We start from the raw sequence: 22979 nt of genomic DNA, 5'->3' as shown, positions 1-22979 counted from the left end.
GGTTTTAAAGCTTGTTTTGAAAAAGGTGGTAATATACTTCGTTCCAGTGAAGCTTGTCCTTAAAATCACGAATATTGGTATCCTTGTCAATCACAACCAGCTCAACCCCGGCCATTTCTGCAAAGTCTTCAATAAACTCAGTGGTTATTGCTTTACTAAAAACTGTATGGTGAGCGCCTCCTGCATGTATCCAGGCTGAAGCTGCTGTTTGCATGTCTGGATGAGGATCCCAAAGCACACGGGCAACCGGTAATTTTGGCAGGTCATGCTCCGGTGTGACAGCATCCACTTCATTTACAAGCAATCTAAAACGGTTACCCATATCCATCAGGGATACATTGATCGCTGGTCCGGAGTCCACATCAAAAACCAATCGTGCCGGATCTTCTTTTCCTCCAATTCCCAGTGGATGCACCTCACATTTGGGTTTACCTGAAGCGATGGACGGGCAGATCTCCAACATGTGTGATCCGAGAACTCTGGATCGCCCGTTTCTGAAATCATAGGTGTAATCTTCCATGAAAGAAGTTCCGCCTTCCAGCCCCAGATCCATTACTTTCATAGCTCTGAGCAAAGCAGCTGTTTTCCAGTCACCCTCCGCTCCGAAACCGTATCCATCAGCCATCAATCGCTGCGAGGCAATGCCCGGCAATTGCTTGAACCCGTGTAAATCTTCAAACGTATCCGTATAAGCACTAAAACCTCCATCTTCTAAAAAGGCTTTTAGTCCCAGCTCAATTCTCGCAGCATCCTTTAAAAAGTGGCCTTCCAGTACTGATTTTTCTATTTCATACTGGTCAGCATAGGTCTTGATCAGCGCATCTACCTCTGCATCTGAGATCTGATTGACAAACTCAACTACATCTCCAATGCCGTAACCATTCACTTCAAACCCAAATCGGACCTGAGCTTCTACCTTATCACCTTCTGTCACCGCGACCTGCCTCATGTTATCACCGATACGGGCCACTTTGGTTTCCTGAAACACATGCCATGAAGCAGCAACCCGGGTCCAGTTACCCAGCTGAGTTCGGGCATTCTCATCTTTCCAGTGACCCACGATCACCTTCCTGTTCTTTCTGAGCCTGCTGGCCATAAAACCAAACTCCCTGCCACCGTGAGCAGACTGGTTTTCATTCATGAAGTCCATATCAATCTCACTCCATGGGATCTCTGTATTGTATTGTGTATGAAAATGTGCAAGTGGTTTCCTTAATACCTGCAGTCCTTTGATCCACATTTTAGCCGGGGAGAATGTGTGCATCCAGGTCACTAAACCGATACAATTTTCCGCCACATTAGCCTCCTGGCATACCTGATAGATCTGATCAGGGGTAGTTACAACTGATTTGTAAACAACTTTTACCGGAACTTTATCACTATCATCCAGCGCCCTGGCTATTTCCTTTGAGTGAACTGCTACATTCTTAAGGGTTTCTTCTCCATATAGGTGTTGGCTACCTGTTACAAACCACACCTCGTATTGATTCAAATTGTTCTTCATGTATCTTCTAGTTTTGCCCGTAATAGGCGTTTTTACCGTGTTTTCTTTCGTAATGCTTTTTGATTAATGAATCTTTCAGCCTGGGGGCAGATGGGTTGATCTGCAGGGTGAGGTAAGCCATTTTGCCCAGCTCTTCTAGGACCCGACTGTTGTAAACTGCCTTGGCAGCATTTTTTCCCCATGTAAAAGGACCATGATTTCCTATTAAGACCATCTCAACTTCTTTATGTGAAAGTCCTTTTTCCTCAAAACAATCAATAATCTGCTGCCCGGTCATATGTTCATAATCACCTTCGATCAGCTCGTCTTTCATAGGAGGGGCACAAGGAATATCATTGGTCAGGTGATCCGCATGGGTGGTTCCAAAAATGGGTATGTCCATCTGTGCCTGAGCCCAGGCTACGGAGTAAGTCGCATGCGTATGAGAAATACCACCAATGTCCTCCCAGGTTTTGTACAAAAATGCATGTGTTTTTGTGTCCGAAGAAGGCCGCATGGAGCCTTCCAGTATATTGTTATCAAAGTCCACAATAACAATATCCTCAGGCTTCAACTCCTCGTAAGGTACGCCACTCGGCTTGATGGCAAACACACCTTCATTTCGATCCACCGCACTGACATTACCAAAAGTGTATACGACAAGGTCCAGCTTTGGCAGCTGCATATTTGCCTCGTAACATTCTTCCTTTAATGACTTGTATTTTGACATGCTGATTAGTCTTTATGATTGATTTTTGATTCTACAAACTCTCCGAGCAACTCATACTTACTGTACAGATTCTTGTAAAGAGAAACCTTCTCCGGTTGTGGGTTGTAGGTTTTTTCAAAGCCATTACCCATGGCTGAAACTGCTTCCTGCATAGTAGGATAAATACCCGCAGCTACAGCAGCATACATCGCCGCTCCCAGAGCAGGAGCTTGCTCAGAAACTGCCACTTTTATAGGCATATTGAGGACATCAGCCAAAGTTTGCATGATAAACCCGGACTTTTTGGCTACACCGCCTATACCTACTACAGATTTGATCTCGACTCCTTCGTCTTTGAAGCGATCCACTATCTTTTTCGATCCAAAACAGATTGCTTCCACTAATGCTCTGAATATATGGGGCGCTTTTGTGCCCAAACTTAGATTTACAATAGCCGCCTTGAGGGACTGATTGGCGTCCGGTGTGCGCCGCCCATTTACCCAGTCCAACGCCACTGGCACGCTTTCATCTAAAGGTGTTTGTTCAGCCTGCTTTGAGAGCTCCACTATCATCTTTCCTTTGATCTCTTCCAGCTGGTCCGAAGACAGGCTTCCGGCTAAAAGATTATCCAGAGGCCAGCTTAACACATCTTTGAACCAGGCCAGCACGTCACCAAATGCCGACTGCCCTGCTTCCAAGCCTATCATCCCGGGAATAACGGAACCATCTACCTGACCACATATCCCTTTAACTGTCTTGTCACCAACCACATCTTTAGAGGAAACGATGATGTCACAGGTAGAAGTACCCATCACCCTCACGAGTGTAAACTCCTCTACTTCTGCGCCTACTGCACCTGCATGCGCATCGAAGGTACCAACGGCTACAACTGTGTCTGTTGTCAGGCCAAGTTTATCCGCCCACTCCGAGTTCAGATTACCTGCCGGTATATCTGAAGTATACGTTTCTCTGTAAAGGTTTTTCTTCACGTCTGTCAGGTAAGGATCCAGCTTTCCGAGAAATTCATCCTTGGGCAGTCCTCCCCAGCTCTCATGCCACATAGCCTTATGGCCTGCTGCACATCTGCTTCTCTTGAGTCCGGCTAAATCTGAAGATCCGGTCAGGATATAGGTCATCAAATCACAGTGCTCTACCCAGGAATAAGCTGCGTTTTTGACCTGATCATCCTCCCTGGCGATGTGCAAAATTTTTGCCCAAAACCACTCAGAAGAATATATCCCCCCTTCAAATTTGGTATAATCTTCACCTCCCCAGGATCGCGCCAGGTCATTGATCTCATCAGCTTCAGCAATGGCCGTGTGATCCTTCCACAGTACCATCATGGCATTGGGATTTTCCGCAAAATCAGACTTAAGTGATAATGCGGTTCCCGATTCATCAACAGGTATCGGTGAAGACCCCGTAGTATCTATACATATGCCTTTAACAGCCCCAGGAGATACCCCGGTTTCTTTGATTACTGCCTTAATGGTACTTTCCATCCCCTCGATATGGTCAAGCGGATGCTGCCGGAACTGATTGGATGAAGGATCACAATATTTCCCCTCTTTCCAACGCTTATACCAGTGAACATTACTGGCTAATGTCTCTCCATTATTGGTATTTACCAAAACAGCCCGAACTGAGTCCGTACCAAAGTCCAATCCAATTACGTATTGATTATCCATGATGTTTTTATGAATATTTTACAATTATGCTAAGGTAATAAAATTATTTAAATAAGTGTAATTAGTACATTTATGATTTTCCCATAAAAGGTTAGCTTTACATAATCTTCATTATATTTAAGTGTAAATATTACATTTTTCAACGATCTCCATCACTTTTGGAATTTAAAAAGAAGAAAAAATATTCATCTTGATTAGCTAACTTGTGACAGAAGAATTTTCAAAAGAATTACCAATGATCCAAAGCTATGAGCACCAGTTTCGTCCTTTACTGGCTGTGGACTGCATCATCTTTGGTTTCGATAACGAGGAGCTGAAGCTTCTCCTTATTAAACGAAACTTTGAGCCTGAAAAAGGCAACTGGTCGCTGATGGGCGGGTTTCTTAACAGAAAAGAAACGCTGGATGATGCCGCAGTAAGGGTTCTGAAGAACCTCACCGGATTGCAGGAAGTCTATATGGAACAATTGAGTGCGTTTAGTGCACCAGACCGTGACCCTGTGGAAAGAACGGTTTCCATAGCTTATTATGCTTTGATCAATATAAAGGATCATGATGAGGAGCTCATAAAAAAGAATGATGCCCGATGGTTTAGCCTTTCTGAAATTCCTCATCTTATTTTTGACCACAATGATATGGTTAACCGGGCTATCAGACGCCTGAGGTATAAAACCTCCGTACAGCCTGTTGGTTTTGAGTTGCTGCCTGCAAAATTTACGATGCGGCAGCTGCAGAAGCTCTATGAAGCCATCCTGGATCAGGAGCTGGATAAGCGTAACTTCAACAAGAAGATCAACCAAATGGATATCCTGGTCAAACTGGATGAAAAGGACATGAAATCTTCCCGAAAAGGATCCTTCCTTTTTCAGTTTGATGAAGAAAAATATGAAAATAAGGTCCGGGACGGGTTTACTTTCAGGGTGTGACTGGTTATTTTTACTTTAACCTCAAGATTTCTACTTTATACTCTTTTGAAATATACAAATTATTCGTCTAAAAAATATGGCGAGTTATTGATAAGTTTTGGCCAATTGGGGATCGCTTGGTCTGGAATTATCCTTCAGCTGGAGCAGTTTGTGACCTTAAATACCACCTGTAAAGTAAATATAGGAAGATCAAGGTGAAGGCTGCCAAAGTAATCTTCCGCCAATAATTGCTTTTGGATATCTTCCAGGTCAGCTACATTATTTCCAAAGGAGTAGGGGGTGGTGCTGCCTGCCCGGCAGGCATATTCCCATTCAGCTTCGGTTGGAAGGCGATAAAAGCGGTCGGTTTTTGCGGAAAGCCACTTACAAAATGTAGCTGCTGCATATTGAGTAACGTTCGTTACAGGATAGCCATTTTTGCCCATACCATAGCTCATGTCCAAATAGGGCTTGGTAGCCGCAGAAACAGCATCTACCTCAATATCAACAAGCTGATTTGTTGGATTACCGGCATGATCGATCTGACGCTGTAAATAGAGTTCAAAAAGATCCCAGGTAATCTCATGAGAACTCATCCAAAACGGAGAAATTTCAACTGTATGCTGTGGGCTTTCATCTGGCAGATGACCAGACTCTGTTTCCGAACTCCCCATTATATAAGTGCCTCCCGGAATTGGGGTCATTTCGATGGTCAGGTCTGAACCAGGAATTTCCTGCTTATATATATCAAAACTTAAATGCTGATTCCTACTGGAGGAAACGAATCCCAGTAAATAGAAAAAACAAATAATAATACACTTCTTCATACCTAAAAATCAGGAGTACGTTTATTTCTTAATGCTATAAGATAGCCCAAATTCCCCTCGCTTCCTGTATTACTGAACTCATATCACTATGTGTGAATCAACACTATTAGCTTAACATTAACGTACTTTTTACGCTTATAAACACTCTTTCAAAATAAAAGGAAATTTTCACAAAATAAAATATACCAGAGAATAATTAGGCTAAAATTATGAATTTCATAATATAATGCTTGCAATTTAGCAAGGTAAAAATTTCAATGATGATGGATTTGAAAGAGGGTTTTCCCACCATCAAAAGCGTCAGAAACCTTCGGTTTAAGTTCAATTTCTATGAAACGATATCGGCCAATTACTTCACCAATCGCTTCTGCAGATCCTCCAGTGAAACGCCTTTGGTTTCCGGCATGAGGAAATGGGTAAACAGAAGTTGCAATACCATAAAGAACGCGAAAAAGCTAAACACCATCCATGGTTCGAAAGTATTAATAAGGACTGCCCCAAAAAGGGTGATCAATGCTGCAAAAACCCAATGCGTACCACAACCCCACGCCTGCCCGTAAGCACGAACTCTGTTTGGGAATATTTCTGAGATAAATACCCAAATCACCGCACCTTGCCCTATGGCATGAGAAGCAATGAACATCAGAATAAAAACCAGCTTAAAATTGGCAGATGCCTCTGCATAAAACCCGTATGCCACCATCAATAAACTAATGATGTAGCCTACAGAGCCGATATACATAAGTTGCTTCCTGCCGGCCCTGTCAATCAGATACATCCCCAACAGTGTGAACACAAGATTGACCAATCCAATGGATATGGAGCTAAACAGGGAGTCGGCCGTTCCAAAACCAGCCTTCTCCAGTATCTCCGGAGCATAATAAAGGATAAAGTTGATCCCTGACAGTTGATTAAAAAACGCTATAAGAAAGGCGAGCATCAAAGGAGTACTATACTTTCTTGAGAACACGCTGGATACATCATCTTTGTTATCATTCTGATCTTTGTGGATAGCGTCCAGCATAGCTTTGGCTTCTTCTGCAGTAGCAGTTTGATTGAGTATTCGCAGCGCTTCATCAGGATCCCCTTTATGCAAAACCAACCATCGGGGGCTTTTTGGCACACCTAAAACCATCGCGGTATACAACAGGGCCGGGATGCCTTCAACTCCCAACATCCATCGCCAGTCATTTTCCCCACCTACACCTTCTAAAAGGTAATTTGAAATGAAGGCTATCAAGATCCCAAAAACAATATTGAATTGGTAAAGCGTGCCGAGTCGGCCTCTGTTTTTAGCTGAAGAGATCTCAGAAATATAAGTAGGTGCAGCAATAGAAGATGCGCCAACTCCCAGACCTCCTATGAACCTGAAAAATGAAAACATATAGGGGTCTGTGGCCAAAGCCGATCCCATAGCAGACATAAAATACAAAACACCAATCCAAACCAATGTTTGCTTCCTTCCCAGCTTATCTGTAGGAAAGCCAGCCAAAAGAGCACCAATTACCGTTCCCCATAAAGCCATGGACATAATGAAGGTTCCGTGAAACCAATCCGAAGTGTTCCATAGCTCTTTGATTGGCAGATTAGCGCCTGAAATAACCACTGTATCAAATCCAAAAAGGAACCCGGCCATTGCTACCACAATGGAGTAATAAAGGAGTCTGCTGTTCATTCTTTGTTTTGGTTAGGCTAAAAAATATCCCATAGCTATTTCATGAGGGCAATTGCCCAAATATATAGATTCATCTCAAATATGGAAGGCCTCAATGGATAATCTGCTAAAAAAGGCAGGCTACAGACATTCTGTAACAAGTGTTACAAACTGACAACCAGGGCCTTCGTTTCTTTGCTTAACTAAAAAAATATGATTAAAAAATGAGTATAGTAGAAAAACTAATAGCTGAAGAGGGAACTGTCATTGATGTAAGAACACCGGGAGAATTTGCCGGAGGCAGTGTACCCAATGCCAGGAATATCCCTTTGAATGAAGTTCCGAACCGGTTGGATGAGTTCCGAAATATGAAGCAGCCACTTATACTCTGCTGCCAAAGCGGAAACAGAAGTGGCCAGGCCTGTGCCTACCTCGGTGCCCAGGGCATCTCCTGTCACAATGGTGGCTCCTGGCTGGAAGTAAATTATATGCTTTCACAAAAAGTAAAATAAACTACTTGTGATTTTCGAGACTTGGTCAAAGACTCTTTTTTTAAGGTCAAACCCCAAAATTTCGGAGAAAGGGCACCGATAAGCTGGCACCCTGTTACTCTCAACCTTTAACCAAAGCCACAATAACATTGGAAATATCAAGTCCTTCTTAAAGAACCAGGTTCCATCACTTACCTAAATCGAAAACCCGGATCAAATAGCTTTTTTGGCCAGATAAAAGTCAATTCGTTCTATTGACTTATCTGCCAGGCGATCTTCCATCTCAGCCAGGGTCTTAGGTGGGGGCACAATCACTTTATCTCCTTTCTTCCAGTTTAGTGGTATCGCCACCTGATGCTTGTCAGCAGTTTGCAATGCTTCCAGAGCCCTTAATATCTCATCCATATTCCTGCCCACATTCAGCGGATAATACATCATGAGCCTTATCCTTTTGGACGGATCTATAAAAAACACAGCTCTAACGGCGGCTGTTTCGCTCTCATTAGGCTGAAGCATGCCATAAAGTTTCGACACCTTCATATCCAGATCTGCTATGATAGGAAAGTCCAAATAAACCCCGGTGTTTCTCTTGACATTATCCACCCATGCCAAATGTGAGTGAATACTATCAATACTTAACCCTAGCAGCTCTGTATTAAGTGCTTCAAAATCCGATTTTCTTTCTGCAAAACCGCTCATCTCGGTAGTACATACGGGTGTAAAATCCGCCGGATGAGAAAACATCACCAGCCACTTGTCCCTGGCATAATCGGAAAGTTTCAATTTTCCCTTTGTGGTAACCGCCTCAAAGTCAGGAGCTTTGTCCCCGATCCTTGGCATTTGCCTCACATGTTTGTCTAATACTTCTATATTTTCCATCTTTTTAAAAAAGTTTGTTTCATGAAAAGTAGGCCCTGACCCCAACTGGAGACAAGGCCTTTCCCAACACTAAATAAATCTTGGTAACGCTAACTAGAGCATCGTTTCCGGCTCATGGTATTCAGTGACTCTGGTGCATGATTTTTTATCTTAGTGAAGCCACCTCTGATAGAGGGTCTATAATTGCCGCCATTCTATCCGACTCAATATATCAGCTGCTTCAGCTAAATATCTAGTATAGATCTGCTCTATTTTCATAGTACTTTTATTGATGATTTGCACTACAAAATACGATGTAATATCCTGAACAAGTGTTACTTATGTTACTCTAGGGTAGTGACTTTTGTCAGGGTGAAAACTGATAAAAATCAATCTTATGCAGGCAAATTATGAGGACCGGGTGCTGGGAAAAATACCCTTATAAATAAAAAAATTAGGCATCAATCGTAATGACCAATGCCTTAACTCAAAGTTACTATTAACTGTTATTTAGTCCTATTTTAATGTGGAAGGGCACACGTAATCCGACTTAGGAATATCCGTATTGGCAATTGCTTTAAATCCTCCTGCCACGTCCACGATATTGTGATAACCACGCGCTTTGAATATCGATGCGGCAATCATACTTCGGTATCCTCCTGCACAGTGAATATGATATTCCTTTTCTGTATCCAATTCATCCATCTGATCATTGATAAAATCCAGTGGAAAACTCTCAGCCTTATCTACATGCTCTGCTTCATATTCTGAAGGCCTCCTCACATCCAATACGTTGAGCTCGCCAGCTTTGTAAGCTTCAGCAAACGCTTTGGCAGAAATGGATTTTACTTCATCCACTTCTTTTCCACCTTCCTTCCAGGCTTTAAGCCCGCCTTTCAGATACCCCAACGTATTGTCATACCCGACTCTGGAGAGCCGGGTCACAATCTCTTCCTCCCGTCCTTCATTGGCAAGGAAGATGATCGGCTGTTCCAGATCGGGAATCAAAGCCCCTACCCAGGGAGCAAAGCTTCCGTCAATGCCAATGAAAACCGAATTGGGTATGTGTGCTTTTGCAAACTCCTGAGGGTCACGAGTATCCAGCACTAAAGCTCCTTCATGATTGGCCATAGCCTCGAATGTTTCTACATCCAAAGGAATATTTCCCTTCTTAAGTATCTCATCCATTCCTTTTGCTCCGGACTTATTCATCGCCACATTCTGAGCAAAATACTGAGGTGGTGGGAGCAATCCGTCAGTGACTTCTTTGATAAACTCTTCCCTGGACATATCTGCCCGTAAAGCATAATTGGTCTTCTTCTGGTTTCCTAAAAGATCCGAGGTTTCTTTACTCATGTTTTTACCACATGCTGAGCCAGCTCCGTGCGCAGGATAGACAATCACATCATCCGGCAGAGTCATGATCCTGGTACGCAGGCTGTCATACAGATAGCCGGCCAGATCATTTTGTGTCAGTGAGCCTTTCTGTGCAAGATCGGGCCTTCCTACATCCCCAATGAAAAGGGTATCTCCGCTGAAAATAGCATGCTCTTTTCCTTCTTCGTCAAAAAGCAAGTAAGTAGCACTCTCCAATGTATGTCCCGGGGTGTGAAGGACCTTGATTTTCACCTTTCCAAGAGTAAACTCCTCACCATCTTTTGCTTCATGGATGTCATATTCCGTTCTCGCATTAGGACCGTAGACAATTGTAGCCCCGGTCTTAGCTGCCAGATCCACATGCCCCGATACAAAATCCGCATGAAAATGGGTCTCAAAAATGTACTTTATTCTGGCGTGTTCCTTCTCTGCCTTCCTGATATAAGGCGCTGATTCTCTTAATGGGTCAATGATAGCTGCCTCTCCTTCACTCTCGATGTAATAAGCTCCTTGAGCAAGACAGCCTGTGTATATTTGTTCTACTTTCATGTGTATATAATTTGGCTTTTAGCTCTTAGCCTTTGGCTTTTGGCAATCCTTGAGAGACAAATTTTAAATCATCCCCAGTTGGTATGCCGCAGGCTTATGAGCATTTCATGTGTTCAAAAATCTACTGAAATAAGCGGTTTGCCACCCAATTTTGATCATACCCGGCCTGCCTTTGTACGCTGGCGCTGAAGCTTTAGCGTAAGAGTCCGAAAGTGGCTACTGCAGGCAGGTTGGTGTTCTCAATGTTTTGGGTTGAGACTACGCGTCCCGGCATCATGCTCATTTCATATTCCTACTTTACAAACTATTAGTTTTCTTCAACTCCTCAAATGTACGTATACTCATTACCTTATGATTGTAACAATTGTTACGATCCTTCCTCATCCGATTGCAATGCATAAGCTTTGAACCTGCCCTTTTTATGAGTCAAAGCATAACGTACGGTTTCATTCATATCAAAAAAGATGTTTTCTCTGCCAATAATATGGATCAAACCGGTTCTGTGTAGTGTATCTCTCACAGGACCTATAAGATCACAAACTAAAAACCCTATGCCGGATTCCTTCAGGGACTCCAGGAGGTCTCTAAGACCTGCCGCAGCTGTGGCATCCAGGTAACTCATCGGGCCAGCATCCAGAATTACTGTATTAATTGCTCCTCTTGATGCCTTAACCGATTCCTCTACATAATCTTTAAAATACTGAATATTTATAAAAGTAAGTGGAGCATCTACCCTTAATATCAAAAGGCTGTCCCACACTTCCAGATCCTTGAATCGTTTTACATTTCTAAACTCATAGTGCCCTTTAATGCGGCCCAGCCGGGCAATATGAGGATATGCCGCCTTGTAGAGTAGCACTAAAACAGAAAGTACAATACCTGTAATGATACCGGGCACCATACTAAAGACCAGTGTGACTAAAAAGGTTGAAAGTAACAGTAAGAACTCCACTTTACTATCCTGCCAAAGTTGTTTTGCATATTTGAGATCAATAAGCCCTGCCACAGCTACCATGATCACTGAAGCAAGTACCGCCTCCGGAAGGAAATAAAATAACGGGGTAAAAAACAAAAGAGTAAGTCCAACAAGCACTGCACTGACAAGCAATGCCAATGGGGTATTTGCTCCCGTTTGTTCATTGACGGCTGACCTGGAAAAGCCTCCGGTCACAGGGTAAGACTGAAACAGGGAGCCAATAAAATTAGAAGCTCCAAGCGCTACCAGTTCCTGATTGGGGTTGACCCTATAGTTTCCTCTTTTGGATTCCAGGGCCTTAGCCACCGAATAAGCTTCCATAAATGCTACTACCGCAATGGTGATAGCTAATGGGATCATTTCCTGAAAGATCTCGGTGTTCAAAGCCGGAATAGAAAAAGACGGTAGGCCCTCCGGGATACTTCCAATCACACTTAGGCCTGCCTCCTGTAAATCAAAAAAATATACAGCCAAAATCCCCAGGAATACCGCAATCAAAGCCCCGGGTATTGCAGGGTGGGCTTTCCGCGCTCCTATAATAATGATTATCCCTGCAATACCAACCAGAAAGGTTATGAGATGCGTATCCCCGATCTTCGTAAAGGTATCCAGCAACACTTCATAAAAACTGTTACTTTTTATCACTTCTGTGCCCAATATATATTTTAGCTGATTGATGCCTATGAGAAGCGCTGCTGCAGAAGTAAAACCGCTGATCACTGGTTTTGAAAGCAGACTTGTAATAAATCCCAGCCGAAATACACCAAGCAGGACCTGAAATATACCGACCATTGTGGCAAGAAGGATAGCATACGCAATATAGGTTTCGGTTCCCTCTGTTGCCAGGATCGAAACACCTGCGGCAACCAATAAAGAATCCATCGCAACTGGTCCTACGGAAAGCTGTCTTGAGGTGCCAAACAACATATAAATAAGCTGAGGAGCAATGGATGCATAAAGTCCGTAAACAGGTGGAAGTCCCGCTATCAACGCATAGGCCATCCCTTGTGGAATGAGCATTACACCTACGGTAAGCCCGGCAAAAAGATCACCTTTTAAGTATTGTTTTTTATAGCGGGGTAACCAGGTCGAAATGGGGAAAAATCGCTCCAGGAATTGCATTGGTTCAATGTTGAAAACACAAAGGTACTGCTTTCAGAAGGAAGGGACTGTAACAATTATCACATTACAGGATCTCAATTCGGTTCCGATACTGTTCTATTCTTCCTTCTTTTTCCAGTTGCTTCAGCAGACGAGAAATCACCACTCTGGAAGTACTGAGCTCATTGGCAATCTGCTGGTGCGTTTTGTTAATCACAAAAGATCCGGATGCCTGCTTTTTATCCAGCAAATATTTGTACAACCGTTCATCCATCTTGAGGAAAACCACACTATCAATCGTATTTAGTAGCTCATCAAACCGAGTGGCGTAAGAATCAAATACAAACTTGCGGAATGACCGGTATTTGGTGATCCAGCTATCCAGAAAAGTAGTAGGGATCATCCAGAGAACAGAATCCTCCTCAGCCACCACATGAAAAGCATTTTTACGACCCTCTATACAGCATGTGATGGACATGGCACAGGTCTCTCCTCCCTCCAGAAAATAAAGAAATACTTCCCGACCGTTCGGATCCTGTCGCATGACCTTCAAAAGCCCTTCCAGTACAATGGGCATTTCTTTGGAGTCAGCCTCAGGACTAATAACTACCCCTCCTGCTCGCACTTTTTTCAGACGACCGATGGTCAGTATCTCTTCACGAAGTTTTGGTTCCAGCTGGGAATTATCCAGGACCCTGGCTACTAATTCTTCCATTTTATACAATTACCTATGACAAAACATATCTGCCTTCAAGATAATTCTAAAATTCAAGTGAGTGATACTATTTCGACAGTCTGCTTCAAAATGGGAGACACATTGTCGTGAGTTTAGCAATCAGGTTGTATTACCTGCCAAAAACCAGCCGGTTTTACTCATACCTCAGTGACTTTACAGGATTGGCCCGGGCTGCCCTCAGAATGGTAAAACCTGTAGATAACAGACCAATAATAATAATTACAACAGCAGCGACAATTAATGGTATCACGCCTATTGGCACGTGGAAGGCATAGATGGAATCCATCAACAATTTAGACAGATAGTACCCCCCGAAGCAACCTAGCATGGCAGCTATGAGCAAAATAAATGCAAACTCCCTGGTAAGCAGAAGTAAAATGTGGTAGACCGTCCCTCCCAAAGCCTTCCTGATCCCTATTTCCTTTGTGCGCTTTTCTACATTAAGTGAAGCCAAAGCAAAGATGCCTGACGTTGATAAGAGTCCTCCAAGAATAGTAAGGAAGATAAAAATCTTTTTAAGGTTAGCATTTGTTCGTCGCGAATCGCCACGGGTCAGCTCTTCCTGAAACTCAGCCTGAAATGGTTTATCCGGAAACTCCTCCTTCCAGATTGTTTCTAAATCTGATTTGATTGTAGGCAAGTCTTCCTTTTTCCCTTTCACCAGCATGATCTGATATTCATTTCGTTTAGAAGGATAATACGCAAAAGGTTCAGCCTTAGCAGAGCGATAAAGGTTATCCACATGATTTTTGACTACCCCTACAATTCTGCGTTTCTGATCGCGGACATTGACATGAGCGCTGAGCGGATCTTTTATCCCCGTCAGTCTTAAAAACTCTTCATTAACCACAATGGCCCCTAATTCATCTGTAGCCTTTTCAAAATCAATAAACCTCCCCTGAATCAATTCCAGCCCCATTGTTTCGAAAAAGCGTTCTCCTACCTCAATATGCTGACACTGGTACTCCTCATTATCCACCTTCACAGGAAAAGGATAGCTGCTCATCCCGAGTTGGTGATGGCTGACAGCCGTATTAACCACTTTTGGATTAGCTTTGATGCGGGCATCCAGGATTTTATATTCCTGCTCGTTCTGAATGAAAACGGTCAACACCTCCTCCAGATCAAATCCATAATTCACATTATTCTGAAATTTGGTGTTTTGTATGAAGACTATGCCGTTAATTAATACAATTACCGAAATGGCAAACTGAGAGCCAACCAGCAAGCGTGTTATAAAACTATTGCCCCGTATCTTCACTTTGCCTCGCAATAATGTCACTGGCTGAAAACCACTGTTTTTAAGTGCCGGATAGAGCCCTGCCAGCATAGAAGCTGCAAAAATCAGGGCTAACAATGCCACTGTAAGGTTAAGCCCATTCAAATCACTGTAATCATACCGGAGATTCCACATATCAGAAAACTCACCAATGATGATAGGGGAAATGATCAATCCAACTGCCAGCGAAAGGAGGATGGTGATCAACATCTCAAACATAAACTGCAAAATGATCTGGGCTCGTGATGCTCCGGTAACCTTTCGAATCCCAACTTCCTTAAACCGACGGGCAGTGGTAGCGATGGTAGTATTGGTAAGGTTGAAGCAGGCAATAAGCAGGATCATCAAGGCCATTGAGACGAAAACAACAATAGGCAATACGCTCATCCGCACATTAAACTGGGACCACATAACATCATCCTGCGTTACCGGCTCTTTGAAATGCTCAAGATGAAATGCAATAACTTTAGCATCCTCCTTCAGCTTATTGCGGATGGGCACATATTGCTGAAATAACGCAGTATACTTTACTGCATTTTCAGGATGTGTAAGTCTTACCAGTACTCCGGTGTCACGCCAGTCTCCCCAATTGCTATTGGATAACGAATAGATATCCATGAAATGCTCTATTCGCATCAGGATGTTATAGTTTATTGAGCTATTGACAGGCATCCTGGCGGTTACAGCACCCACCACTCCCTGGATTTCCTTTTGATTGGGAAAATTAAAGGTCAGCACTTTACCAATAGGATCTTCATCAGGAAAATATTTCGCTGCAGTAGACTCTTCCAGGATGATGGTATTGAGGTTTTTGAATGAGCGCGTATCTCCTTTGAGTGCATCAAACTCAATCAGATCGTAAAAGGTGTCATCAGCGAAAAATATGCCTTCACTAAACGACTTGTCTCCGGACCGGACAAATCCTGAATTATAAACATACCTGGACTGTATTTCTATACCTGCCATATCTTCTACAATGGCAGGACCCATAGCAAGTGGAACGCTGATGTGGGAGCTTACTGTACCATCAGGCCGCTCAATGTCTGTATGAATGCGGAAAAGATTTTCTACCTCCTCATCCGGCACTGCCGCATCAAATTCCAGATTAAAAGCCAAAACAAGATAGGCTGTAATACAACAGGCAAGGGCAATGCCAAGGCCCATGGTGTTGATCATTACATAACTTTTATTTTTCCATAGATTTCGGAGAGCAATTCGGAGGTAATTTCGGTACATGGTGCTTATATGGTGATCTCCTTAATTAAACGTATTTTTCAATCACCGGGTAATCGTTTGGTGTAAATGATTGTCATTAAATGTCACCTCAAAAAATGGAGTCAATACAGCAATAATGCACTAAAATAATAGGTAAAAAAGGGATTCTCCCTGGGAGTCATTTGGACCTACGGAGCGGGAAATAAAGAGTGTGTTACACTATGCCTGAGACATTATATCATTAACATAACACTAGCTACTGATAAAAACCTCCCTTCTCGTCATCCATCGCGTGATCAATTAATAATGATCGAATGCCATAATCCTTTTTGGTTTACCCCGGAAAAATCCGTTAAACCCACATGAGACACATCATAATTTTTCAAACCGCTCAACACTCTGTAGGTCAGGAAGTCATCGTATTGGCGAAGTTCCAGTAAAAAGTAGTCATTGTTATAACTTATTTCATATAAGCCTTCCATAAAAGGACGCTCCGAATCATTAACCATTCCTGATTTTATTAGCTGAAAATCAGTGATTTCAGGAAATGGGATACTTAATGACTTCTTTTGCGCCTGCCAATTATGAAGGTAGCTTACCTGAACGCCCTCCCTGCCAAAATAAACCATACTAGTAATCTGACCGTCAGGGCTCATAAGATATGTCTCACTCATACCACTGTAATACAGGATCGCCAAAGCCATGATCAGGTAGACCAATGGGTACCTTAAGAAAAAGCCCTTTTGATCTGAAGTTACCATCATCTCTGATTGACAATTCGTAGTTGACCGGAGGTCTGATCGCAGTGAAATATCTTCATAACCAGAAGTCCCACAGGTAGCCCCCCAGACGAAACACTGGTTGTATTCCGATTTATATTTTCTATCCTCCTGACCAGCTTACCATCCAGGCTGAAAATCTCGAGAGAGGAGATCTCTTTCAGACTCTCTACTCTGAAGGAAGAGGTAAACGGGTTAGGGTAAACACTTACAGACTCAGATGATATTGTTTCTTCTCCCAGCAAAATGGCAACAGTAAATTGAATGGTATATGTTTTTTGATTCGTGCCGTTTTCAGCAGTCACATTAATGGTAGTAGTTCCTGGTAACTCCTGTGCATCTACCACCTCGATTGATTCCGGGCTGTGATCGGATTCTCCTACTACAACCGGAACCTCATCCGTGCCTGCCGGAAGCTCAATGTCATATTCGTATACTTCCGGATCAAAACCTTGGAGAGAGGTACCATTGACTTTAATATCAGACAAAGTGGCATTGTCAGATGCCAGCTGGTAATTAGAGATCAGTATTTTCCCGTCATTATCCGCACTTGCGTAGAGATAAGAAAGAATATTTTCCCCCAGCAATCGCTCTCTGTCTACGAATCCTTCATTTTGGGAATTACCAGCATTGCTCAGATCAAACTTGGTCCAGGTCTGCCATCCATCTGCTGCAGAAGCAAAATAGATCCTGTGATCCCCGGAAACCACATAAAGATTATCGTTTCGATCTACTGCAATCTCACTACGGTTTCTGGCCGAATGTGCAATAACATCACTGTGCCATGTCCCGGATTCATCCTGATAGATGTGTCTCAGATCTCCGTAATTGATCCGGAATCCCCAAAAATTATTGCTGTTTGGATGATCATCACCTATATAAGACTGCAAAATGTGCACCCTGCCTTTACTGTCCACGGTTTGTGCTTCCTGATTGATCAGGCCACGGTTTTTTCCTACAGTCCACACTTTCAGGCCTTCCGAATCCAGGGTCATAGGGTCGGTTTCAGCAGTACCTGTCTGAGTGCCTTCCGCATTGTACCACGTACGTCCATCATCGTCACTATACCCATAGTACACATCATGATTCGTCTGAGGATCAGGGGTTTCTCGCCATACCCAGGAAACATGTAGTCTACCACTCGGATCATAATGCAATCCATTGATGTAGGCATTCTGGCTTACTGAAGTGCCATTGATATACTCACCCACATAGGTCCACTCACCAGTTGCTCCGGAGTATTCCCACAAAAATGAGTCTCCATTACCACTCTGCCCCAACCGACACTCAAAAAGCATATCACCATCAGGTTTTGATATAAACCTGGGGTAAGTAACAGGCGTCACCTGAGTTCCCTCCACCAGGTAATCTTGCTGAGCCCCAAATGAACTACTGGCCCATTCATGACTCTCCGGGTCACTTGCCAGCCCAACTACGGAACGTTGATACTTCAAGGGCACATCATGATGGTCATAAGCAATATGAATGGTGCCATCAGTTTCACAGATACCCATTGAGATAGTCTGGTGATTATCACTGAGTGGTGGTGTACTGCCTCTTACATAATCCAGCGTCATCTCCTCCCACTCTCCTGATGGTAATGCTTTTCTGGCAATGGCTACTTTGGAGTTGGCAGTCCAGTACGTCACATACTGATACCCGTTAAAGGTCTGGATAGCATTCTGCTGGAAGGAGGCAAAATTGGCTCCCTCTACAGAAGAAAAGGAGGACGTGGTGACGGTATCAGTGTCCAACAACTGATAATCCAGGTCGTCACACAAATCTCCAAATCCATCTCCATCTGCATCCGCCTGATCAGTATTGGCAACCTCCGGACAATTATCAAATACGTCAGGAATACCATCACTGTCTATGTCATTTCTTGAAAAGGAAGAAACATACTCACCTCCTGTAATCGTCCCGTCAAAACCACTACCAGTCACATCTGTAGCCGTTGTTGCCAGATCATCAAAACTCCAATACCCGATCAGTCCTGCTTCATCACCTTGTAAGGCTGTGTATCTATTATCGGCAATATCAGTAGCGGACCGTTCCACATTCCAGATCCTGACCTCATCTATAATCCCATTTAGCGTTCTGCCAGCCACGGCCTCATCCCAGCCAAGGTAGGTTGTACCATCAAAGGGATAGCTTGTAAATGATCCGGATTCCGTATGAGCCACTCCATTCACATAAAGCGTCCTGCTTGTGGCTGTTATTACAAAAGCTACATGATTCCATTCACCTGGCATAGGAGTTGCCGGTGACAGGTTCGCAGGAGATGCTCCATTCCAGACCCCTTTTATTTTGGTTTGGTCTATCCAGCGGTCATATTGGATTCCACTATTGTTAGTCCCTCCACGATTGTAAAGTAAGGTAGCATATTCGTTTTGTGAGGCATTTGGCTTATACCACATTTCGATAGTTACCGGCAGGTTGGTAATATTCAATGCGGGGATCGCAACATTACTTAGACTACCATCAGCACCTCCCTGCAAGGAGATCGCATTGTTTCCGCCCTCAGTTTGTGAAAATGCAGAAAAGCTTAATAACAGGATTAAAGCATAAAGGTTTCGTTTCAGGTTTGAAATTGGAGTCATATGTGTTTTAGATCAATACAGGGATAATGGTTCTTATCCATATAAGGAAAAAATCTCCAAAATGATACCGCTATAACCTACGGGTAGTGCGTATTTACCAGTTAAGAGTTGATCGGACGATGTTTGGCTTAGGGATCAATAACGAAGGAATGGTAAATGGTGAAAGTCAACAGCCAAAGTGTTCCCGGAGGATAAGCAGAAAAAAAGAGCGGCCTCCTTGAGGCCGCTCGTGACTTATTCTCGCGAATAAATCTGCCTTAGTTTCCTAAATTTTCAAAAATGAACAGGCCCTCACCAAAATCTGTCTTCACCACTCTTCATCACTATACGTCTTTAAGGGCCGACTCACTTAAGTAAGGACTCATTTTGAAAAGTGATACCGGATCCGGGATAAAAAATTTAAGATTTTGTATTCCACTTCCATTTACACCCCGCCCATTGACATTCATTTTTATCTACATTTCCGGGATACTTCTACCTACGTTTCACTAAAATATTCTACCCAAAAACCGGTATCATTTCATTATTCTCTTCCTTTTAATTAATAGGATCAGCATTCTAAAAATTCAAGGCCTCTTTGGCCCATCTTATAATTGAAATAACCATAAAATGAATAGAAGTTTACTTGTATTGGGTTTAACATTCCTATTGTGTCCGTTTCTGCATAGCCAGACTGTTCATAATATGCAGGGGCTTCAAGCTCCTGTAACTCAGGATACCATTCTTTACTTTCAGGTAATTCCGCAAAACACTAATGGTAGCGGCAACATTGACGCGCTATTCGCACTATCGGAAGGTCCCGTCACTGCGTATTCTGACTGCTCTGCCATCCTGAGGTTTAACAATGTACAGCCATCCCCTTATCTGGACGTTTACAACAATGGCTACACAAGGACCAATAATGTGGATATAAATCTGGGAACTGTTTACCACTGCTGGTTTGAGATCCATTTTGATGAAAAAACCTACAGCACGTATGTGCAAACAGGAGAAACTGCCCCGGTCCTCGTTTATGAAAATGCTTCGTTTAGAAAGAGCGCAGTATCAGGGTTGTTTTACTGGAATTCAGTTTATTATAGCCCTTCTTCTACAAACCCATTATCCATTCAAAACTCAGGTTTTGTAAGTGAAGTCGGCGAGTTCGCCGCTGATTGGCTGATCACCGGGTCAGCATTTGGGATACTTGACAATGAAACCCTCTCCATTACGGATATTTCGCCAATACGCATATCTGACTTTGTAGAAGGGTTGAGTTATGCAGCTTCTGCAGAACTTGAGCTGATAGATGGATCCGGGAGTTCTGTTTCACTCTCCAGTGATGATACCCTGAAAAGTGATATGACCCTGAAAGTGACGGGAATGGAAACTTCAGAATATGATCTGGAGGTACGCTCTGTAAGCAGTGAAAACAAGATCTTAAGTGCTTTCAAGGCTGAAATCAACCACGGAACTGCTCAAGTCACCAAACTCTATAATAACCTGACTTTACTGCAATTTAAAAGTGGGGTCCGTATCTCAGCGTTTGCTTCATTTGAAGTGCTGGATACATCCAAAGACACAATTGCCTCTGACCCTAATGAGATAATTTCAAGTGTACATGCGGTAAAGGTTACCGCTGAAAATGGGGACAGCAAAACTTACACGATCACCACCTCTTCAGAAGCGATGGCTGTAGAAACTGTCAGAGATTCAACCAATACTTTTGGTCAGCTTTACTACCAAAACCTTCAGCTGGAGGGAGATATCGAGTGGCGCATCAAAGACTCCAAAAATCCGTTGCCAGGTAGCTTTATTAATGTCATTTCTGAAAATGTATGGATCTACTTCGAAAACATACGCCCCCAGAAATTCTATGATAACTTCCTGAATCAAATCCGTATTAACAATGAAATACCGGAAGTGGATGTCAATATTCGCCTGGTTTCATATGGAGAAGGCTGTGTGCTCATCAGTCACTCTGATACCTACACTCCTCTGACCGTCTATGCTGATCCGAACCTTGCCGGGGATTCAAAAGACCTTGGGATCTATACTTTTCATAAAAACGCCAGCCTTTCAACCTTGTATGACAACATCGAATCCTTTGTCCTAAGAAAAGGGTATATGGCTTCCTTTTCTGAAAACCTGGATGGCACTGGAAACAGTCAGGTTTTCATCGCTGATGAAGAAGATCTGATTTTTAATGAAATGCCAGACGGCCTGTCCAACAATGTATCGTTTGTAAGAGTGGTGCCCTGGAGATGGGTATCAAAAAAATCTTTTTCTAACGGGAGCTACGAGAAGAACGAAATACTGAACAGTACCTGGAGGTATGACTGGGACAACGCAGCAGAATCCACCCTTAATATTGAGTATGTACCCATGCGTCACAACCCCAACTGGCCCTCTTACTCAAATATCATCAACAAGAAAAATGCAACTCATGCACTGCATTTTAATGAGCCTGATAATCCGGTAGACGATGGTTATGCTACTGTAGAAACAGCCATAGCACAGTGGCCGGAAATGCTGAAATCAGGCCTGCGCCTGGGCACCCCCGCTCCCACAGATGGTGGAGCTCAATGGGTAATTGATTTCGTAAATGAGTGCAAAGCAAACAACTATCGTGTGGATTTTGTGGCCATACACTTCTACCGGGGAGGGCAATCCGTAAACGCATTTTATGATTTTCTGAATTACATCCATACACAAACGGGCCTTCCTGTATGGGTAACCGAATTTAACAATGGTGCAAACTGGACCTGCTGCTTACCCACTTATGAAGAGCAGGCGGAGACGATCAGCGATTGGGTGGATATGCTGGAAGCTGCCCCATTTGTGGAGCGTTATGCACTTTATGGCAAAGTCCAGGCAGAACGTCAAATGTTTTACGACGGCACATTATCCCTTACTCCTGCCGGACGCGTATACAGGGATAAGTCCTCAGGTCTGGCTTATAGCTCCCGGGAAGAGCATGTGAATAATCCGTTCCCGGCAGATCAGGCTGAAGAAATAGAATTAAATACAACACTTTACTGGAACCCACGGCCCGGGACTTCTGCTCAGACTTTATACTTCGGCGACACCAACCCACCGGAATTCACAGCCAACCTAAGCGGAAACCAAAGTCAATTTGAATTAGACGAGTTAGCGTTTAATAAAACCTACTACTGGAGAGTGGATGAATACAACGGAGGTACTGTCCAGGCTGGCGAAGACCTGGAGTTTTCTACTGTTAGTTTTAAAAAAGCATCAAATCCCCTTCCTGCCGATGGAGAAGAAGGAGTAGACCCAAACACGGTGCTTTCGTGGACCTCAGATCCGAACAAGACTGAAATTCATAGCCTGTACCTGGGCGAATCCATTGACAACATGCTGCTGGAAGCCACTTTTTTAGACAATGTCACTTCTTATAGCATGGCTGATCTTAAAGGAAATAAAACCTACTACTGGCGAGTAGATGAACTTGTAAAATGGCGTGATGGTCTGGAGATACTGACAGAAGGAGATATATGGTCTTTCAGTACGGTTACCATTACCGGGTTGGAAGGAGGAGAGTCTCTCACAGCTTACCCGGTTCCTTTGGAAAATACACTTTTTATCAGAGGCCTTGAGAATAAGGAAAGACAAGTTCACATTTTCAACATCCTGGGTCAAAGAGTGCTTTCTGAAAAAACAAATGGAAAACTCCAGGTAGGACACCTGCCCAAGGGAGTATATATCATCAAAATTGAAGGGTTTAAATCCCTTAAAGTCACAAAATAAAGAATAAAC

General features: G+C 43.2%; 15 protein-coding genes. 3 read left to right on the top strand and 12 right to left on the bottom strand.

The genetic code is table 11. From position 1 onward, the window contains the following. Window positions 1–4: 4 nt before the first annotated feature. Genes araA through AC3E9V_RS02935 form a run of 3 tightly spaced genes read right to left on the bottom strand, consistent with a single transcriptional unit; the run spans window position 5 to window position 3880 of the window. Entirely contained in the window at window positions 5–1504 is a 1500-nt protein-coding gene (gene araA / locus AC3E9V_RS02945) for an L-arabinose isomerase (protein ID WP_488751694.1), read from the bottom strand. 7 nt (window positions 1505–1511) lie between these two features. Beyond that, window positions 1512–2213 (bottom strand): L-ribulose-5-phosphate 4-epimerase, encoded by a 702-nt coding sequence (locus AC3E9V_RS02940; protein WP_488751693.1) that lies wholly within the window; start codon window positions 2211–2213, stop codon window positions 1512–1514. Window positions 2214–2218: 5 nt separating this feature from the next. After that, window positions 2219–3880 (bottom strand): ribulokinase, encoded by a 1662-nt coding sequence (locus AC3E9V_RS02935; protein WP_488751692.1) that lies wholly within the window; start codon window positions 3878–3880, stop codon window positions 2219–2221. A gap of 205 nt (window positions 3881–4085) precedes the next feature. Here AC3E9V_RS02935 and AC3E9V_RS02930 point away from each other — a divergent pair, with 205 nt between their 5' ends. After that, window positions 4086–4805 carry an NUDIX hydrolase gene (locus AC3E9V_RS02930; protein WP_488751691.1) on the top strand — a complete coding sequence of 240 codons (720 nt, stop codon included), beginning with the start codon at window positions 4086–4088 and terminating at the stop codon, window positions 4803–4805. Window positions 4806–4939: 134 nt separating this feature from the next. Here AC3E9V_RS02930 and AC3E9V_RS02925 read toward each other — a convergent pair whose 3' ends face one another. Together AC3E9V_RS02925 and AC3E9V_RS02920 are read right to left on the bottom strand one after the other, a co-directional pair. Further along, window positions 4940–5611, bottom strand: coding sequence for a formylglycine-generating enzyme family protein (locus tag AC3E9V_RS02925; protein ID WP_488751690.1), 672 nt, complete (start codon window positions 5609–5611; stop codon window positions 4940–4942). Between the two features lie 349 nt (window positions 5612–5960). Next, a complete protein-coding gene (locus tag AC3E9V_RS02920; RefSeq protein WP_488751689.1) occupies window positions 5961–7286 on the bottom strand; it encodes a sugar porter family MFS transporter in 1326 nt (441 codons plus the stop codon). Window positions 7287–7489: 203 nt separating this feature from the next. Between AC3E9V_RS02920 and AC3E9V_RS02915 the strand changes: the two genes are divergently transcribed. Continuing rightward, window positions 7490–7777: a rhodanese-like domain-containing protein gene (locus AC3E9V_RS02915; RefSeq protein ID WP_488751688.1), complete on the top strand. Its 288-nt coding sequence runs from the start codon at window positions 7490–7492 to the stop codon at window positions 7775–7777. Window positions 7778–7969: 192 nt separating this feature from the next. On the opposite strand, the gene AC3E9V_RS02910 is transcribed toward AC3E9V_RS02915, so the two are convergent. The 7 genes from AC3E9V_RS02910 to AC3E9V_RS02880 all read right to left on the bottom strand — a co-directional run bounded on the left by AC3E9V_RS02910 (window position 7970) and on the right by AC3E9V_RS02880 (window position 19226). Beyond that, window positions 7970–8635: a peroxiredoxin gene (locus tag AC3E9V_RS02910; RefSeq protein WP_488751687.1), complete on the bottom strand. Its 666-nt coding sequence runs from the start codon at window positions 8633–8635 to the stop codon at window positions 7970–7972. Between the two features lie 495 nt (window positions 8636–9130). Continuing rightward, window positions 9131–10540 carry an MBL fold metallo-hydrolase gene (locus AC3E9V_RS02905; protein WP_488751686.1) on the bottom strand — a complete coding sequence of 470 codons (1410 nt, stop codon included), beginning with the start codon at window positions 10538–10540 and terminating at the stop codon, window positions 9131–9133. A 367-nt stretch (window positions 10541–10907) separates the two neighbouring features. Then, window positions 10908–12638, bottom strand: coding sequence for a SulP family inorganic anion transporter (locus AC3E9V_RS02900; RefSeq protein WP_488751685.1), 1731 nt, complete (start codon window positions 12636–12638; stop codon window positions 10908–10910). Window positions 12639–12702: 64 nt separating this feature from the next. Then, the gene (locus tag AC3E9V_RS02895) at window positions 12703–13332 is read right to left on the bottom strand and encodes a Crp/Fnr family transcriptional regulator (RefSeq protein ID WP_488751684.1); all 630 of its coding nucleotides are present in this window, start codon (window positions 13330–13332) and stop codon (window positions 12703–12705) included. Window positions 13333–13486: 154 nt separating this feature from the next. Further along, window positions 13487–15808, bottom strand: a complete 2322-nt coding sequence (locus tag AC3E9V_RS02890) for an ABC transporter permease (protein WP_488751683.1) — start codon at window positions 15806–15808, stop codon at window positions 13487–13489. Window positions 15809–16143: 335 nt separating this feature from the next. Then, entirely contained in the window at window positions 16144–16611 is a 468-nt protein-coding gene (locus AC3E9V_RS02885; protein ID WP_488751682.1) for a hypothetical protein, read from the bottom strand. Beyond that, a complete protein-coding gene (locus AC3E9V_RS02880; RefSeq protein WP_488751681.1) occupies window positions 16608–19226 on the bottom strand; it encodes a BNR-4 repeat-containing protein in 2619 nt (872 codons plus the stop codon). Before AC3E9V_RS02880 ends, AC3E9V_RS02885 begins: the two co-directional genes overlap by 4 nt. 609 nt (window positions 19227–19835) lie before the next feature. On the opposite strand from AC3E9V_RS02880, the gene AC3E9V_RS02875 reads away from it, so the two are divergent. After that, entirely contained in the window at window positions 19836–22970 is a 3135-nt protein-coding gene (locus AC3E9V_RS02875) for a glycosyl hydrolase (RefSeq protein ID WP_488751680.1), read from the top strand. Window positions 22971–22979: the final 9 nt, after the last annotated feature.

The organism is Marinoscillum sp. HNIBRBA16962 (assembly GCF_057801515.1).
The sequence above is the reverse complement of the archived record's forward strand: the minus strand, read 5'-3'. Positions and strand labels throughout refer to the sequence as shown.

What these genes read in the sequence shown, in the direction of transcription:
- AC3E9V_RS02925 (WP_488751690.1), bottom strand. Translation starts at nt 5,611, where the DNA reads ATGAAGAAGTGTATTATTATTTGTTTTTTCTATTTACTGGGATTCGTT.
- AC3E9V_RS02910 (WP_488751687.1), bottom strand. Translation starts at nt 8,635, where the DNA reads ATGGAAAATATAGAAGTATTAGACAAACATGTGAGGCAAATGCCAAGG.
- AC3E9V_RS02895 (WP_488751684.1), bottom strand. Translation starts at nt 13,332, where the DNA reads ATGGAAGAATTAGTAGCCAGGGTCCTGGATAATTCCCAGCTGGAACCA.
- AC3E9V_RS02915 (WP_488751688.1), top strand. Translation starts at nt 7,490, where the DNA reads ATGAGTATAGTAGAAAAACTAATAGCTGAAGAGGGAACTGTCATTGAT.
- AC3E9V_RS02905 (WP_488751686.1), bottom strand. Translation starts at nt 10,540, where the DNA reads ATGAAAGTAGAACAAATATACACAGGCTGTCTTGCTCAAGGAGCTTAT.
- AC3E9V_RS02920 (WP_488751689.1), bottom strand. Translation starts at nt 7,286, where the DNA reads ATGAACAGCAGACTCCTTTATTACTCCATTGTGGTAGCAATGGCCGGG.
- AC3E9V_RS02885 (WP_488751682.1), bottom strand. Translation starts at nt 16,611, where the DNA reads ATGATGGTAACTTCAGATCAAAAGGGCTTTTTCTTAAGGTACCCATTG.
- AC3E9V_RS02900 (WP_488751685.1), bottom strand. Translation starts at nt 12,638, where the DNA reads ATGCAATTCCTGGAGCGATTTTTCCCCATTTCGACCTGGTTACCCCGC.
- AC3E9V_RS02940 (WP_488751693.1), bottom strand. Translation starts at nt 2,213, where the DNA reads ATGTCAAAATACAAGTCATTAAAGGAAGAATGTTACGAGGCAAATATG.
- AC3E9V_RS02880 (WP_488751681.1), bottom strand. Translation starts at nt 19,226, where the DNA reads ATGACTCCAATTTCAAACCTGAAACGAAACCTTTATGCTTTAATCCTG.
- AC3E9V_RS02875 (WP_488751680.1), top strand. Translation starts at nt 19,836, where the DNA reads ATGAATAGAAGTTTACTTGTATTGGGTTTAACATTCCTATTGTGTCCG.
- AC3E9V_RS02935 (WP_488751692.1), bottom strand. Translation starts at nt 3,880, where the DNA reads ATGGATAATCAATACGTAATTGGATTGGACTTTGGTACGGACTCAGTT.
- AC3E9V_RS02890 (WP_488751683.1), bottom strand. Translation starts at nt 15,808, where the DNA reads ATGATCAACACCATGGGCCTTGGCATTGCCCTTGCCTGTTGTATTACA.
- araA (WP_488751694.1), bottom strand. Translation starts at nt 1,504, where the DNA reads ATGAAGAACAATTTGAATCAATACGAGGTGTGGTTTGTAACAGGTAGC.